At 38.4% G+C, this 16295-nt stretch carries 17 protein-coding genes; 9 read left to right on the top strand and 8 right to left on the bottom strand.

The features are described from left to right. The first annotated feature begins 23 nt into the window (after nucleotides 1-23). From ACFSKV_RS14875 to ACFSKV_RS14865, 3 genes are all read left to right on the top strand, one after another. A complete protein-coding gene (locus ACFSKV_RS14875; RefSeq protein ID WP_380804400.1) occupies nucleotides 24-824 on the top strand; it encodes an N-acetylmuramoyl-L-alanine amidase family protein in 801 nt (266 codons plus the stop codon). 285 nt (nucleotides 825-1109) lie between these two features. Further along, nucleotides 1110-2738, top strand: a complete 1629-nt coding sequence (locus ACFSKV_RS14870) for an acyl-CoA carboxylase subunit beta (RefSeq protein ID WP_380804397.1) — start codon at nucleotides 1110-1112, stop codon at nucleotides 2736-2738. A gap of 633 nt (nucleotides 2739-3371) precedes the next feature. Further along, nucleotides 3372-4214, top strand: a complete 843-nt coding sequence (locus ACFSKV_RS14865) for a transglutaminase-like domain-containing protein (RefSeq protein ID WP_380804395.1) — start codon at nucleotides 3372-3374, stop codon at nucleotides 4212-4214. Nucleotide 4215: 1 nt separating this feature from the next. Here the strand turns inward: ACFSKV_RS14865 and ACFSKV_RS14860 are convergent, their stop codons facing one another. Both ACFSKV_RS14860 and ACFSKV_RS14855 read right to left on the bottom strand, forming a co-directional pair. Continuing rightward, nucleotides 4216-4803: a redoxin domain-containing protein gene (locus tag ACFSKV_RS14860; RefSeq protein WP_380804392.1), complete on the bottom strand. Its 588-nt coding sequence runs from the start codon at nucleotides 4801-4803 to the stop codon at nucleotides 4216-4218. A 45-nt stretch (nucleotides 4804-4848) separates the two neighbouring features. Next, nucleotides 4849-5478 (bottom strand): 4'-phosphopantetheinyl transferase family protein, encoded by a 630-nt coding sequence (locus ACFSKV_RS14855; protein WP_380804390.1) that lies wholly within the window; start codon nucleotides 5476-5478, stop codon nucleotides 4849-4851. A 36-nt stretch (nucleotides 5479-5514) separates the two neighbouring features. Between ACFSKV_RS14855 and ACFSKV_RS14850 the strand changes: the two genes are divergently transcribed. Genes ACFSKV_RS14850 through ACFSKV_RS14830 form a run of 5 tightly spaced genes read left to right on the top strand, consistent with a single transcriptional unit; the run spans nucleotide 5515 to nucleotide 9060 of the window. Next, nucleotides 5515-6423: a WD40 repeat domain-containing protein gene (locus ACFSKV_RS14850; RefSeq protein WP_380804388.1), complete on the top strand. Its 909-nt coding sequence runs from the start codon at nucleotides 5515-5517 to the stop codon at nucleotides 6421-6423. A 6-nt stretch (nucleotides 6424-6429) separates the two neighbouring features. Next, nucleotides 6430-7380 carry a DivIVA domain-containing protein gene (locus ACFSKV_RS14845; RefSeq protein WP_380804385.1) on the top strand — a complete coding sequence of 317 codons (951 nt, stop codon included), beginning with the start codon at nucleotides 6430-6432 and terminating at the stop codon, nucleotides 7378-7380. Continuing rightward, on the top strand, nucleotides 7380-7745 hold the full coding sequence (folB, locus tag ACFSKV_RS14840; RefSeq protein WP_380804381.1) for a dihydroneopterin aldolase: 366 nt from the start codon (nucleotides 7380-7382) through the stop codon (nucleotides 7743-7745). The genes ACFSKV_RS14845 and folB overlap by 1 nt, the downstream gene beginning before the upstream one ends. Next, nucleotides 7738-8598, top strand: coding sequence for a ChaN family lipoprotein (locus tag ACFSKV_RS14835; RefSeq protein WP_380804378.1), 861 nt, complete (start codon nucleotides 7738-7740; stop codon nucleotides 8596-8598). The genes folB and ACFSKV_RS14835 overlap by 8 nt, the downstream gene beginning before the upstream one ends. Nucleotides 8599-8601: 3 nt before the next feature. Next, on the top strand, nucleotides 8602-9060 hold the full coding sequence (locus ACFSKV_RS14830) for a DUF4268 domain-containing protein (RefSeq protein WP_380804375.1): 459 nt from the start codon (nucleotides 8602-8604) through the stop codon (nucleotides 9058-9060). A gap of 104 nt (nucleotides 9061-9164) precedes the next feature. Here ACFSKV_RS14830 and ACFSKV_RS14825 read toward each other — a convergent pair whose 3' ends face one another. The 6 genes from ACFSKV_RS14825 to ACFSKV_RS14800 all read right to left on the bottom strand — a co-directional run bounded on the left by ACFSKV_RS14825 (nucleotide 9165) and on the right by ACFSKV_RS14800 (nucleotide 14563). Continuing rightward, a complete protein-coding gene (locus ACFSKV_RS14825) occupies nucleotides 9165-10574 on the bottom strand; it encodes a Gfo/Idh/MocA family protein (RefSeq protein ID WP_380804373.1) in 1410 nt (469 codons plus the stop codon). Between the two features lie 141 nt (nucleotides 10575-10715). Further along, complete coding sequence (locus ACFSKV_RS14820; RefSeq protein ID WP_380804370.1) at nucleotides 10716-10925, bottom strand: YgaP family membrane protein; 210 nt, start codon at nucleotides 10923-10925, stop codon at nucleotides 10716-10718. A gap of 112 nt (nucleotides 10926-11037) precedes the next feature. Next, nucleotides 11038-11511, bottom strand: coding sequence for a DUF2062 domain-containing protein (locus tag ACFSKV_RS14815; protein ID WP_380804367.1), 474 nt, complete (start codon nucleotides 11509-11511; stop codon nucleotides 11038-11040). Nucleotides 11512-11646: 135 nt separating this feature from the next. After that, nucleotides 11647-12387 (bottom strand): DUF6503 family protein, encoded by a 741-nt coding sequence (locus tag ACFSKV_RS14810; RefSeq protein ID WP_380804365.1) that lies wholly within the window; start codon nucleotides 12385-12387, stop codon nucleotides 11647-11649. 89 nt (nucleotides 12388-12476) lie between these two features. After that, complete coding sequence (locus ACFSKV_RS14805; protein ID WP_380804362.1) at nucleotides 12477-13214, bottom strand: DUF6503 family protein; 738 nt, start codon at nucleotides 13212-13214, stop codon at nucleotides 12477-12479. Continuing rightward, nucleotides 13211-14563: an MptA/MptB family glycosyltransferase gene (locus tag ACFSKV_RS14800; RefSeq protein ID WP_380804360.1), complete on the bottom strand. Its 1353-nt coding sequence runs from the start codon at nucleotides 14561-14563 to the stop codon at nucleotides 13211-13213. Before ACFSKV_RS14800 ends, ACFSKV_RS14805 begins: the two co-directional genes overlap by 4 nt. Nucleotides 14564-14682: 119 nt before the next feature. On the opposite strand from ACFSKV_RS14800, the gene ACFSKV_RS14795 reads away from it, so the two are divergent. Continuing rightward, on the top strand, nucleotides 14683-16257 hold the full coding sequence (locus ACFSKV_RS14795) for a WG repeat-containing protein (protein ID WP_380804358.1): 1575 nt from the start codon (nucleotides 14683-14685) through the stop codon (nucleotides 16255-16257). Nucleotides 16258-16295 lie beyond the last annotated feature (38 nt).

The raw sequence follows: 16295 nt of genomic DNA, 5'->3' as shown, positions 1-16295 counted from the left end.
CAAAGTTAATAGTATTCACACGCATGAAACGCTTTAAAGTTAAAAATATTCTCATAATTTCACTCCTGACCTCCTTTTTCCTTTTTACAGGATTTTCTGCAAACGCACCTAAAGCCCCGGAATTCAGACTAAAACGGGTTGTTATCGATGCAGGGCACGGCGGCAAAGATCCCGGCGCTCTTGGTTCCTACTCCAAAGAAAAGGACATAACCTTATCTGTGGCTTTGCAAGTGGGAAAGTATGTGGAACAGAATCTTCCTGGGGTAGAAGTCATCTACACGCGAAAAACAGATGTTTTTTTGGATTTAAAGGAAAGACCTAATATCGCTAACAGAAACCGGGCAGATTTGTTCATTTCCATTCATTGCAATGCAGCAGGAAATAGAGGTGTTTATGGAACTGAAACTTTTGTTATGGGTACCAAAAACTTTGAATCCAATTTTGATGTGGTAAAAAGAGAAAATGCGGTAATCCTCCTAGAAGATAATTATGAAGAAAATTATGAGGGTTTTGACCCATCTTCCCCTGAATCTTATATGATGTTCAATCTGATGCAGAAAGCCTTTTTATCAAATAGTATTTCCTTGGCATCAAAAATCGAAAATGACTTCACCAGCAGGGTCAATCGCTCTAGTAGAGGAGTAAAGCAGGCACCATTCTATGTTTTATGGACTACCAGTATGCCTTCTGTTCTGGTGGAATTGGGATTTATTTCCAATACCAACGAGGAAAAATTTTTGAACAGCAAAGATGGCCAGGCTTACCTGGCATCAGCCATTTACCGCTCCATCAAAGCCTACAAAGAGGAAATTGAGGAGATTTAAAATTACTAATTGTCAATAATCAAGCTCAAATAGGGTTGAATGCCAAGATGTAATTCGATTTTCCAAATCGAACACTTCCTCAATTGTAATACAATTTTCCAAATTGCATATCATATCCACACTGGATCAAAATTGCCAAAAGAAATAAAGTCCTTCTCTTAAGGTTATTTTGGTAATTGAAGGGATTATGTCACCCTAATTATTCCATGATAGAGTTTATTTATTTTTTACGTTTGGGAGAATACCTTATTTTAGCATGAGAGAAAACTAAACCCAAATAACTTTATGGACATAGAGTTCAACAAAAACGAAGACCAAATCAAACATTTACTTTTTCACCTTCAAAAAAAACTGGAGACCATAAAACTGGGAGGGGGAAAATCCCGAATAGCCAAAGAACATGAAAAAGGCAAGCTTACTGCTAGGGAAAGAATAGCTTATCTCATTGATGGGAATTCGGAATTCCTTGAAATTGGAGCTTTTGCTGCTGATGGCATGTATTCGGAAGAAGGTGGATGCCCATCTGCAGGAGTAATTACAGGCATTGGTTATGTGTCGGGGAGGATGTGTGTCATTGTGGCCAATGATGCCACCGTAAAAGCAGGAGCCTGGTTTCCCATGACTGCTAAAAAAAATTTAAGGGCCCAGGAAGTGGCGATGGAAAACAGACTTCCCATCATTTATTTGGTAGACAGTGCGGGGGTATACCTTCCCATGCAGAACAAGATTTTTCCTGATAAAGAGCATTTTGGGAGGCAATTCAGAAATAATGCCAAGATGTCCTCCATGGGGATAGTCCAAGTTGCCGCCATAATGGGAAGTTGTGTGGCAGGCGGGGCTTACCTGCCCATCATGTCTGATGAAGCCATGATCGTGGACAAAACCGGTACAATTTTTTTAGCCGGGTCCTATCTGGTGAAAGCAGCCATAGGAGAATCCATCGATAATGAAACCTTAGGAGGTGCCACCACCCATTGTGAAATTTCCGGAGTGACAGACAACAAATTTCCCAATGACAAAGATTGCCTTGATGCCATCAGAAAGATATTCGAAAAAATCGGGGATCCTGAACATGCCGGATTTAACAGGTCTGAACCCAAAAAACCATTAAAAAAGGAAACTGAGCTCTATGGAATCTTTCCGGTGGACAGGGCAAAGCCTTATGACATGCATGAGGTCATTTATCGGTTGGTTGATGACTCAGTCATTGATGAATATAAAAAGGACTATGGGAAAACCCTGATCTGCGCTACCGCCCGGATTGATGGATGGGCTGTTGGCATTATCGCTAACCAAAGGAAGATTGTAAAAACAAAAAAGGGAGAAATGCAGATGGGCGGGGTAATTTATTCCGATTCTGCGGATAAAGCTGCCCGGTTTATCATGAACTGTAATCAGCGAAAAATCCCTTTGGTCTTTTTGCAGGACGTTTCAGGTTTTATGGTTGGGAGCAAAGCTGAACACGGGGGCATCATAAAGGACGGTGCAAAAATGGTCAATGCCATGGCCAATTCGGTTGTACCCAAATTCACCATTATCTTAGGAAATTCATATGGGGCAGGAAATTATGCCATGTGTGGCAAAGCCTATGACCCTCGTGGGATATACAGCTGGCCTACTTCCCAAATGGCGGTGATGAGCGGGGCTTCAGCAGCAAAAACCCTACTTCAGATAAAAATGGCTGCCCTTAAAAAATCCGGTAAGGAAATCAGTTCCGAAGAAGAAAACCAATTGCTTCAGGAAATCATGGATAAATACAATGAGGAATTGAGTCCTTATTATGCGGCTGCAAGACTATGGGTGGATGGAGTTATTGATCCTTTGGAAACAAGAAAAGTCATCAGTATGGGAATTGAAGCTGCCAATCATGCCCCCATCACAGAAAAATTCAATGTAGGGGTAATTCAGACTTAAGGGGGATGTTGGATGTCGGGTGTTGGATGTCGACCATTCGTCATGTTGAGCATAGCGAAACATCTCTTGGTATTGAAAAAAAAAAAAAAAATGAATAAGATAAGGAATTAAGGTTTTCATTAAGGGCTTTAGACCTGAGTCCGAAGGAGGATGTCGGATGTTGGATGTCGGGTGTTGGATGTCGACCATTCGTCATGTTGAGCATAGCGAAACATCTCTTGGTATTGAAAAAAAAAAAATGAATAAGATAAGGAATTAAGGTTTTCATTAAGGGCTTTAGACCTGAGTCCGAAGGAGGATGTGGATGTTGGATGTCGGGTGTTGGATGTCGACCATTCGTCATGTTGAGCATAGCGAAACATCTCTTGGTATTGGAAAAAAATGAATAAGGTAAGGAATTAAGGTTTTCATTAAGTTTTTTTACAAACCCCAATGCATCAGAAAAGACATTTGAGAAAAGTTTAACTTTTCGAAATAAGCGGTCTTTTGAAATCCATGAATTGGGTTTAGGATTTTGTTACTGGATTATTGGCAATTTTAAAATTGGCAATTAGTAATCAGTTAATTGAAAATTACATCAAACCTTCATGTCTGAAAACACATTTTTAGTATATTAAGGTTTAGAAAGTTATAATGGATAAACTGACAGAAAAGGAGTTACAAGCACTGATTTCTTTATTGGATGACACCGATATGGAAGTAAAAACCCATGTCCGTGACAAAATCATTTCATTGGGCAGCGATATCATTCCTTTTTTGGAAAAAAAATGGGAGAACAGTTTTAATCCGGAAATTCAAAAAGAAATAGAGGAATTGGTCCATGGGCTTCAGTTCAACCAATTGAAGGATAGACTGAAATCATGGAAAAAGTCACCCGATCAGGATCTTCTTACGGGTTTATGGATTATTAACACCTACCAATATCCTGACCTTGAATTCGACAAGCTCAATGCAGACATGCACCAGATTTATTTTGATGTATGGACGGCTTTTAATAATGATTTACTTCCTTACGAACAAATTAAAATCATTAATGGGGTAATTTTCAACATTCTCCGATTTTCTGCCAACACCAAAAATTTTCATTCACCGGGAAACAGTATGTTGAGCAACGTCCTGGAAACCAAAAAGGGAAATCCGATAAGCCTTTGTGCCATTTATTTACTTGTTGCCAAAAAATTGGGTTTACCCATTTATGGGGTAAATCTTCCCAATTTATTTGTGCTTATTTATAAAACCAAGGATATTACATTCTACATTAATGCCTTCAATAAGGGATTGGTTTTCAGTAAGCAGGATGTCATCAATTATCTGGAGCACTTGAAAATTGAACCGAGAGAAGATTTTTTTGAACCCTGTTCCAATCTGGACATCATCATACGCACCTTGAGAAACCTCATTGTTTCCTTTGAAAAACTTGGTGAAGTCGATAAAGTAGAAGAAATCAAAGAACTCCTAGCTATCGCTGATAAATAAATTATAGGTCTATGGAGCGTAAATTGCATCCAACAGGCCTGCTCGAGGAGGGACTTGGATTCCTCCTGTTCTGAACAGCATTGAGGGCATTTTCCAAATATTTGATGTTTGCATTGGCCGCTACCTGGGGATTGTTATCTATAGCGCCCCGATAGGCTATGGAATGACCGGTTGGACTCGGGGTAATTAAGACAACCTCCGGTAATTTAGTTATCCCAAGCTGTTTAGCTACCACTTGCTTATCATCCATTAAAAAAGCAAAGGCAATATTTCTTTCAGCTGCTCTTTCTTTTATATGTGCAGCCTGTTCCTCCTCTTCTACTGCTACATGGGGATTGATCATTGCAAAAACAAATCCTTGGCCTGAAAAGCTATCATGCAATTGGACAATCCTTTCCTCATATAATTTAGAAAATGGGCAGTTAAGACTCGTGAAAATGAGCACAATCCCTTTTGATTGATTATGGTCACTTAAGAAAAAATCCTTTCCAGATAGCGCATCCACTAATTTAAAATCCTCCACCTTCTGTCCGAAAGCAGTGGAAAAATAAAGGGCAGACAAAATCAAAACTGCAATCAAATTTTTCATTTTCCAGCTTTTTTAAAACATCTAACAAATATAACCACAAAGATTTTACCAAATGGTGTAGGTCAATACAATATCTTTATCCATTTCAACCTTCACTTTATAAAAATGGTCCGAAAATTCAGACTGGTAAACTTTTCCATTAATAACAGAATCATGGATTTCAAATGGTTCCAATAGAATATTCCTTTTAAGGCTAATACCTCTTTTCCCCTGACATTTAAAAATTGACTCCTTTGCAGACCAGGCGATTGTATACAGGACAGGATTTCCATTCAAGAATTCCATCTCACTGGGATCAAGAAACTTAGGCCCAAGCCGCACTACTTTTTCCCTGACAAAATCCAGGTCAATCCCTACTGGCATGTCTTTATGGAAAATAGCTGCAGCTATTCCTTTCGTATGGGTAAGGGAAACAAATCCATATCCGTCCATTGGATGGGATTTTCCATGTTCATCCTTGAAAAATCCAGGATATGGAAGTGAAATGCAGTCCATAGCAGACTTTATGGCCACCCGTGCCCCTTTCCATTCCCTTCTTTTATCGCTTTTTGAAATATTCGCAAAGGATAATTTTTCCCTAAAACTCAAAAATTCAATACCGTTTTGTGAAACTTCTTCAATATTATTTACTGCCAAGGCAGATAAAGGACTTATTTTTTCTATTTTTGTTTGCATAGCCCGGTTGGGATAGATTGGTAATCAATGCAATTTATGTTAAAAATCCAAGTTAATAAATTACATACGCTAACAGGCCATAATGATTGCATCTATGGTATTGTAGAAGGTCCGGACCCAAGATTTTTTTATACTGCATCAGGTGATGGTATGGTGATAGAATGGGATCTTGATAAGCCAAAAGACGGTAAATTAATCGCTAAAGTGCCACATTCTGTATATGCCTTAGAGGTGGACAAAGAAAGGAATCTTTTGTTCATTGGCCATAATTTTGAAGGAATCCATGTAATTGATCTGGAAAAATCAGAAGAAGTATGGTCTCTTAAAATGACCGATCAGTCTATTTTCGATATTAAGGTGGTGGGAAATGAACTTTATGTAGGTACAGGTGACGGAATCATTACCATAATAGACATTGAACAAAGGGCAGTAAAAAAACATATTAAAATCAGTAAGAAAAGTGTCCGTGTGTTTGCTGTGGATCCTACGAAAAGGCAGCTTGCTGCAGGTTTGAGCGATCATTCTATCAAGATATTTAATTTGGCAGACCATACCCCGATTCACAACCTTGAAGCCCATAATAATTCTGTTTTTGCATTGGGGTATTCTCCTACAAAATCGGTTTTGATCAGTGGGGGCAGAGATGCACATCTGAATATTTGGGAAACAAAAAATTATTCACTGCAGGAATCCATCGTAGCTCACATGTTTGCCATCAATTACCTATCTTTTAGGGAGGATGGGAACTATTTTGTTACTTGCAGTATGGACAAATCACTGAAAGTGTGGGACAGCAATAATTTCAAGCTCCTCAAAGTAATAGATAAAGCAAGACATGCAGGTCATGCCACGTCCATCAACAAAGTACTTTGGAGCAGTTATAACCAGCAAATCATATCGGTAAGTGACGATAGAAATGTATCAATTTGGCATGTTGAAATTTAATAGACCATGGATATCACAGCAGCAAAACTTAGAGAAAAGTCTTTTGAAAAAAATTTCAGGGGATATGACAAAGATGAAGTAGATTCATTCTTGAAAAAACTGGCCGATGAATGGGACAAAATCATTCAGCAAAAAACCGAATTGGAAAAAAAACTGGAAATCAGTGAAAAAGAAGCCAAAAAACTGAAAGATGTAGAGGAATCCCTATTTAGAACTTTAAAAACAGCAGAAGATACTGGGGCTTCCATAATCGAAGAAGCTAACCGGACGGCAGAAGAAATCTTATCAGAGGCCCATAAAAATTCAGATGAAATGGTCAGAACTGCAAAGGACCAATCTGAAAACCTCAAGGAAACTGCTGAAGCCCATGCGAAAAGTATTCTCGAAGAGTTACAGCATAAAGTTGACGGAACTCTTAAAGAGTATGAATCTTTAATGCTTCAAAGAGATCTGATCCTCAAAAACCTCAAAAAGATTTCGGCTGACATAGAAGAGAGTGTCTCTTCAGCTATCAAAAGTGCAGAAAAATCAAAACTGAAATCATATCAGGAAATCGCTGAGGAAACAGGTAAAGGAAGAAGTTTTGTCTTCGAAAAAGTCACCGAAATCAGGGAGGTAAAAGAAATTGACAAAACTTTGGATTTACCCAAAAAAACAAAAGAAACTGCAAAGGTTGAACCCAAAGCCGCAACACTTCCCGAAAAGGGAAATGAACCCGAGCAAGTCAAAGCCGAAATCAAAAAAGAGGCAACGGAATCACAGGAAGTAAAAGTAGAGGCAGTAGAGCCAAAAGCTGAAACCCCTTCCCCAAGCCAAGAAAAAGAACTTCCAAAAGCCATAGAAAATAGAGCAAAAGAGGAAGTAAAAGAAGAGGCAAAAGCCAAAGAATCAACGGAACAGAAAGAAAAATTAGAAAACCCGAATAAAGAGGGTTCCTTTTTTGACCAAATTGGATAATGGGAAAAGTTTCATTGGAAGGTATAGAATTCCATGCCTATCATGGTGTGTTTTCTGAAGAGAATAAATTAGGCAACCGTTTTACCGTTGATATCCACGTAGATACAGATTTTCGGAGAGCCATGCTGGAAGATAATCTTGACCATACGGTTGACTATGTGGGTTTGTACAAAATTGCCCAGTCCCACATGCAGGAGCCAGTCAAATTACTGGAGCATTTGGCACATTTGATCATTAAAGATATTTTAATCGCATTTCCCTTTTTGAAGGCGGTGAGTATCACCATCAAAAAACACAATCCATCTCTAGGAGGTGTTGTCAACTATTCTGTAGTCACTGTAAATTACCCCGAAGATTATGATTAAATATTTACTGGCAGTTCTCATATGCTGTTCATCCATTTTTTATTCCTATTCACAGACCCAGGCTTTCAAAATTTTCGATAAAGAAGGCAATGAAGTCAGTTTTGAAATGATGGCAGAAAGTGCAGGCCAACATGAATTGGTCTTTTTTGGGGAACTACACAACAACAGTATCGTCCACTGGCTTCAACTGAGGCTGCTGAAAGAACTTCACCGTCAAAACAGACCGGTAATCCTGGCAGGTGAATTTTTTGAGAGGGATGACCAAATAAATATAGTAGAATGGTTTTCGGGAAAAATGACCGATAAAACTTTTGAATCCGAGTCCAAACTCTGGAATAATTATTTAACGGATTATAAGCCCTTAATGCTTTATGCCAAAAACAACAGTATCCCGTTTTTTGCTACAAACATTCCAAGAAAATATGCCTCCTTGGTCAGTCGCGAGGGGTTAGGATCTTTAGAATCCTTAGGTCCTGATGCCAAAAATTACTTTCCTCCATTACCGATTGAAGTGGATAAAAGCTTACCGGGTTATGTAGGTATGAAAGATATGATGCATGGTTCAGGAATGAATGTGGATTATATGGTGGAAGCACAGGCTGTAAAAGATGCTACCATGGCCTATTCCCTCCATGGTCACCTCAAGGGCAATACTGTTTTGCACATCAACGGCTCTTATCACTCAAATAATTATGAAGGAATAGTTTGGTATATCCAAAAGGATTATCCGGAGACCTCGATCATGACAATCAATACCGTTGAACAAGAGGATATTCAAGTCCTTGAAGAAAAATCAAAAAATACAGCCGATTTTATCATTGTCATTCCCAATGATGGTCCAAAAAGCTATTAGAACATGTACAGTAAAGCTGAAACTTCAAAAATCCGAAAAGATTTCTGGACTGCTTTTGGCTTGTATATGAAGCCTGTTCCCAATGCAGAGGGCAGAAAAACCCAGTGGCAGAATTATAAAACAGGAGTCAAAGATATTTATTTTAGAATGAGGGCTGAACGGAACTTTGCTTCCATAGGCATAGAAATCACCCACAATGATGCTGAATTGCAGCAGCTTTACTACGAACAATTATTGGAATTCAAGAAAATTCTTGAAAGCGAAACAAATGAAATTTGGAAATGGGAAATGCATGTCCATGATGACCATAACAGAATAATTTCAAGAGTGCAAAAAGTGGCCCATGGACTTAATGTAATGGATCAAAATGATTGGCCTGCTATCATTTCATTTTTAAAGCCAAGAATCATTGCATTAGATACTTTTTGGAATAATATGAAGCCTGCTTTTGAAGAATTGTAAACCTTTGAGGTCTTAGAGACCTCGAAGATTTGGCTCTTATACAGGCAGTTTGAGGGTTTATACTTAAACCCTTGAGGTTGGGAAAACCTCAAGGGTTTGGGATATCATACAATCACCTTCGTGGTTCCCCCACCCTTCAGGGTGATTTCCACAGGCTTGTTGGATTTCCAGGACCCCCCGGTAAAATCAGGTACATCTATGGAATTGGATCTATTGGCTACAGACCACTCGCTCAATGGTGAAATAGCTGACCAAAGCGCAGCATCATACACATCCTGATCCAATGGCAGACCGTTTCTCAAACAATCAATCAACCTCCAGTCCATCATGAAATCCATCCCCCCATGACCGCCAATCTGTTTTGCAAGTTCCCCAACTTTTTTTACTATTTCCGGGGTATATTTTTCTTCCAAGGCTTTCATTTCTTCATCTTTCATCCAGCTATGGCCTTTTGATACTTTTGGATCAGGATATTTCTGTGCAAATCCTTCTGTTCCACTGATAACATGTAGCCTGGAATAAGGCCTTGGTGAGGTCACATCATGTTGAATCATGATAGAGCGGCCTTTTTTAGTCTTTACAATGGTGGTATTCATATTTCCACCATATTTTTTCTCTGCAAAAGGGGCAAAGAAATTATCCGTTTCAGCCAATTCACGTGCTGTTCTTGCCATATGGAAATCATTGGAAGAAAGTGAGGTTAAGTAATCCATCTGATCCCCCCTATTGATGTCCATTATTTGGCAAATCGGTCCAAGCCCATGGGTAGCGTAAAGGTTGCCATTCCTGAAATTCTCCTTAAGCCTCCACATATCCTGATATCCACCTTCTGTATCTTTTTTAAAATTCAACCAGAGGAGATCATGAATATAAGCCCCCTCTGTATGGACAATTTCCCCAAAGAATCCATCCCTCTTCATGCTCAAGGTCATCAATTCAAAAAAATCATAACAGCAGTTTTCCAGCATCATGCAATGTTTCTTAGTCCTTTCGGAAGTTTCTACCAATTGCCAACATTCCTCCAATGTTTTGGCAGCAGGTACTTCAACAGCTGCATGCTTTCCCGCTTCCATGGCGTATACAGCCATTGGAGTATGCCAATCCCAGGGTGTGGTAATATAAATGAGGTCCAAATCATTTCTGTCCACTAACTTCTTCCATGCATATACATTTCCTGAATAACCTTCGGGTTTGTGCCTGGTATTTTCCAATTTAGCCTTCATTTTATCCACCCTTTCTGGAATAAGATCACAGAGCGCTTTGATCTCCACTCCTTCAATTTTACTCAATCGGTCCACAGCTCCAGGGCCTCTTTGCCCTAAACCAATAATACCAATTCTTACTGTTCCCAATTTTGGGGCAGCATAGCCACTCATATTGAATTGTTGGATATGTGACTTTTGGCTGAGTTGGAATACCTGATTATGGCTCTCTGCTTGAGCGAAATTGGGCAGCGTTGTGCCCACTAGGCCCAAGCCTGCCAATTTGAGAAAATCTCTGCGATTATTGCTCATGGGTTTATTGATTTGAATATGAGATAATAAATAATTGAATTGCTTGAATTTAATATTTATTATTTTCCCAACACAAACCTCTTATAAATAAATAAGGCAAACTACAGATAGTTTGCCTTGCTTTTGGAAGGTCAAGATTGCTCATTGCTTATTGCTGGAACAGGTATTCAGACCAACAAGGGTATAAAGTGGGCAAAAACTGACCAAACTGGTCAAAAGAAAAATTATAGCTACTACCAAAAGCACGATTCCCCAGGTTCCTGCAACAGTTCCTGTGAAATACAAATAAGCCGCAATAACTGCAATTATGGTACGGATAATTCTGTCCGCAGTACCCATGTTCTTTTTCATAATGTTGAGGGATTAAAGGGTGAATACATAAACCAAAACTATAATTATGGCTAAGCAAATGATGCATACCAAAGCCAATTTCATTACAGTTTTCATATCATTTTAAATATAATCAATTCTGCTCACTTTCTTTTCTAAGCCTCCAAATTTTGAATTTTTTAAAAATCTGGAATAAAAAAATATAAAGAAATAATGAAAAAGGAAGAGCAATCAGAACCCATCCGAAAATTGCAGTCATGAAAGAACCAGACAGCACTTGCAAAGTTCGAATGAAACCGGCAGATAAAATTTCTTTGATGCTTTGTAAGTCGAGGCCCAAAGGTTCAAGTCCCAAAAAAAACTCCCCCGTTCTAAGAAAAACAACAATACCGAAAATTTGTACCGGAGTGAGAATATAACTTACTGCCAACATTAAAGGCAGATTCAATTTCAACCTAAGGGCCAGGATTGTCAGAATTGCTGTAGTAATTCCATAAATTGGAAAAATCCCTATCATGATGGCAAAGGTAATGCTCATTGCCAGTTCTTTGGGATTTAGTCCTTGCTTAAAAAAAACCTTAACTTTTTGAAGTATATTCCTTACCATCACAATTTCAGCAAAAAAATAAAATAAAAGAGGATTTCATGATAGAGAGCCCCTTAAATTACCACAGTTTAAATGGATAATTCAACAATTAATCAACATTAATCAACCCACTAGCCCCATCAGAAGAAGTGGGATTTACTCAACAAAATCCACCCTGATATTCTCCAAAAGAATTTCAGAAAGCAATTCCAATTTATCTGATTTATACAATTTCCCCATTTCAAAAACCGGTGTATTTTTATCTTCAGGCTTATAATTTTCATAATCCTGCAATATCAAACCGCCTACCTCATGTTGTTGAATTGCTTTTCTAAAACGCACTCCCCCACCATCAGTATGATATGAATAAGCCAGATAATCAATTAAATAATTATCCTGGTTGAACCAGTATAAAAAAACATCATCAAAATCCTCTCCTCCCCCTTCTTCAGAAAAAGTCACCTGTACCAAAAAATATTTCTTTCCATCAATTTCATCCTCACCCAGGTAAGTTTTAAAGACGGCGGGGTCATTCAATCCATAAGGCAAATATGCAAAATAGGCAACTGAATTCACCGACCTTGTGAAAGCCCCTGTCCTTTCATCTGTTAACGCTGCCAGTTTTCCATTGATAGTCCTTTGAAAACCATCATTATTCAATACATCCCGGACCATACCGGTAGAATCCGTAAATTCTCTGATATATTCATAACGCTTTGGAGATTTGAAAATCTCATAATACCTCTCCCTGAAATCAAAACTTATTTTAGCTTTCTCAAAAAGCTTTCCTCCATGCGCCTGAATAGACCTGTCCACAATTCTTTGGGCTTCCTTGTCGGTGGATTTACAGGAGAATAACAAGAAAAATGCTAGTAAGAGGTATATGGTGCTACGCATATCTTTTAGATTAATTAAGCTTTGCAATTGATTTTCACTATTGGTCTAGGTAATAAAATTTACAATTGGTAATTGATCATTGGTAATTTTCAATTGTTAATTACATACATTCCATATCCATAAAGTGCTCTTCTGTACAAATGGTTCCCTAATGAGTCCACCCTGTAACTTTCCCGCTTGGCCGGAAGCAGAATACCTGTACTTCTATCCCATCCCTGATTGTAGACAAGGCTAAAATGATCACTGGTTTTCACTTTGTAAGCAAATATTTCAAATGTCTTCGGCTCAAAGTAATACCACCATACGTCAACATTTGGATCTTTTGGGTCCCCATCGATTACCCTGACAGTTTCCATCATTACCCCTCCAGGAAGCTCTTTTATACCTTCATAGGTCAGGTGCTTGCTTTCGTCCAATAGATCAAAAGGCTTGGTCAGGACATAGAAAGCCGCATCAATATCTTTTTTCTTTGCTGCCAAAAAACCTTCATTTTGGATTTCGTTGGTTCCCATCCAATATTGGGTTTTCAGACCATCAAAGACCACCCTATGACGGATACTATCCTTCTCCCAGCTCATTTGGGCTTCGAAATAGGGCTTAAGCCGAAATTCATTCTCCTGAAGGGTATGGGATTCCGTCTGACCATTTTCATCGAACATCCAAAAATCCCGGACCATTGAGATAGATTGAATTTGTTCCCATGCCTTCATCCCCCCATGTGCTTCGATGGACTTTTCAATGATCGAAACAGCCTGCTTGTCACGGGTGGAGCAGGAAAATAGAAGAAGACAAAAAGAGGTGAAAATGAAGAAGGAATTTTTTATCATATTTTGAATTCTAAATTTCGGGATTTAAATCTCTTTAAATAATTCCAAAAAAAGAAACCGGCCAAGGCTCCATATTCCAGCAATATTACGATTTGGTTTTCATTCACCCTAAATTCATCCGAATAGGCACTATAAGATAAAAACACCAGTCCAGTCCACCATAAAAAAATCCTGTTTTGGGTCAACACGGATACGCCAAAAGCAGGAATGATATACCAGGGATGGACAACAGTCTGCAGTAAAAGAAAGCAAAGGTAGATCCACCCCATGGCATCAGCCATTTCCTTGCCGTTTTCAGGTTTTCGGAAAAGACCTATGGACAAAATGATTGCAAAAGCCAATCCATTCAAAATCGGTCCAACGTATGCAATCGGGTTATAATCCACAAAAAAACCTGACAACCACCTGATGAGGTAATAAATAGAGGCGTTGAATTCAAATTTTGATTGGTAAAGCCTGAAACTTTGCCAAAAATGTAATAAATTTTCTTGTAGCAAAAGGGGCCAAAAAGCGATAAAAATCAAAATGACTGCCACCCAAAGAAACTTCTGTCGATCTTCTTTACCCCAGGAAAATACCATTAAGGGTCCCAACATCAATGGGGTCAACTTCACCCCTACCCCCCAAATCCAACCCATTGCTGAATGTATTAACCTCTTTTGCCCAAAAAAATATAAAACTGACAATAAACCGGTCAATACCAGGCCTTCAAAATGAAGATTACCCGTAAGTTCCAAAATTACCAAAGGGTTGAAGGTGTACAGCCATAATCTGTAAGCTGAAAGCCCCCATGCTTTGATGATCTTATAAAGAAAAAAAAAGTTAAGTACTTCAAAAATCAAAATGACCAATCTCAAAATCAGAATATTGGCGAATAAATTTGAACCTCCCCAGGCAGCCATCCAGAAAAACACCTGATGGAGAGGAGGATAAATAGAGTAATAATTTCTGGAATTCATTCCTTGTATTAAGGTTTCCCAATATCCTTCCTTTATTAAATTCGCCTCTTGCACGGCTTCATCAGGTAAGAGCATATAAGGACTGAGTCCCATTTTTATCAAATGCCCATCAAAAATAAAGCGATAAAAATCATCAGAAAGGACTGGAACAGCAAATAGCAAGAGCATTCTCAAAATCATACTCCATGCTATTCCTGACTTTATAGAAAGCAATCCGGATTTTGAAAAATGGCAAATAATTAAATAAGAGGTAAAAGCTAATGCATAAAAAACCAATTGTAATAAGGATTCAGTCCTGGGTAAAAAATAACCCATGACAATAATCGAGACCGCATAAAGCAAAAGGGTAACAAAAAGATAAATTTTCTTCTGTGCAACCTGTCCTATCATTTTTTGATTTTGGGTTTCCTATGATTTTTAATATCACAACAATAATAAAATAAAATAGCCATCCATTCTTGAAATCCAGCCACAATCCATTTATTTTACCTTCATAATTACGGATTCATATGAAGGAACAGTTACTCAGGGGGACATATCTATTACTATTATCCACAGTATTTCTTTTCAAAAACAGCCAGGCACAGACTTACGAGGTATATGATCAGAGCCTTAATCTCAAATCAAGATTAGAATACGATAGGATCAGCATTTTAAGTGAATCCGTCAGGATCAGTACTGCCAATAATGAGCTTAAATTATTGAGTAAAGAGTATAGGCCTTATATTTATTTAAATGCTGAAAAAGTTGTCAGCTATGATCAGCCCTGGCTAATTGTAAGTGGCCCTGATGGTCTTGGGGCATTCCATGAGTATGGAGAAGAAATTTTTGCCCCGGAATATGAGGACATACAGACATTTTTCACCAGGCTTTTGGCCCAAAAAGGAAATCAATATTGGGTATATGATCATTCAAGTAGAGAAACCCAATACGTAGGAACATTTGATGAAGCTATCCTGGCAACCAACGGACAGGTAATCGGTAAAACTGCACAAGGTTATTTTTTACCTTTATCGGAGAATCCTGATAAACGTTACGATGATATTTGGCAGGTAAATGAAAATTACCTGGGATGCAAAGAAGCTACCGGGTACGGTCTGATCAATAGGGAAGGCAATTATGTACTGCAGCCGGTCATTGATAATCTGGTCCATTTGGAAGGAGATTATTTTTATGCCTTTGATGGAAATCAGTATATGTTGATCAAAGGACGTGAAGGAAAAGCTTTTATAAGTTATTCTTCTTACCACAAAATCACCTTAGAGGACGGAATGATGCTGGAATATATCCATGGCAAATTAAGGAGGGTCATGGATTATGACGGGATATTATTAGATCAAACAGGAATGGAAAAAGTGGTGATGGTGGGAGAAAAACACTACAACATCTACATGCTCGATAAAACTTTAGGTTTATTGGGCCCAAAGGGATGGGAGATCCAACCTGTTGCCGATGTGGAGAAAATTTTACCTGGCAATGAGGGCTATTTTGGGGCCATGAAGAATGGAAGTTTTGGATTTATCAATAATTCAGGGGAATGGCTTATTTCACCTCAATTTGATGAGGTTAAAAAATTCAATGATGGTTTGGCAGCTTACAAAATGAATGGGCTATGGGGATATGTGGATAGGTCAGGCAATAAAATCACACCGGCTCAATTCGATCAAGTTTCAGATTTCAGAAGAGGAATTGCAACAATCAAACAAGGGGGTAAACAAAATCTTATTGATAGAAATGGCAATCTTCTATTGAGTCAAGGCTATGACAGAATCTCACTTGGGGCAGATAATTATTTTATTTCTGAAAATAACAATCTCCTTGGCCTAATTGCACCTGATGGAAAAGAGATTATTGAACCCAAGTTTGAAGAACTGAGAAGAGAAGATCTTAACAGGATTTTGGTCCGAATTGGCGACAAATTTGGAATCATAGACGAAAAAGGAGATTATCTTCTGCCTCTTTATTACAAAAACATTGTATTTGACCAAGGAACAAAGCAGATCCTTGCTGAAGATATTTACCAGTTTACTATTGAACCGGAAGAAGCAAAATCAGGGGGGAAAAAGAAAAAACAAGGTAAATAGCAGGCTATTATAAATTTCCAATGACCAATTACCAATTG

The organism is Shivajiella indica, from assembly GCF_042683085.1.
GTDB classification, from domain to species: Bacteria; Bacteroidota; Bacteroidia; order Cytophagales; family Cyclobacteriaceae; genus Shivajiella; species Shivajiella indica.
This window is presented reverse-complemented; position numbering and strand designations above follow the sequence as displayed.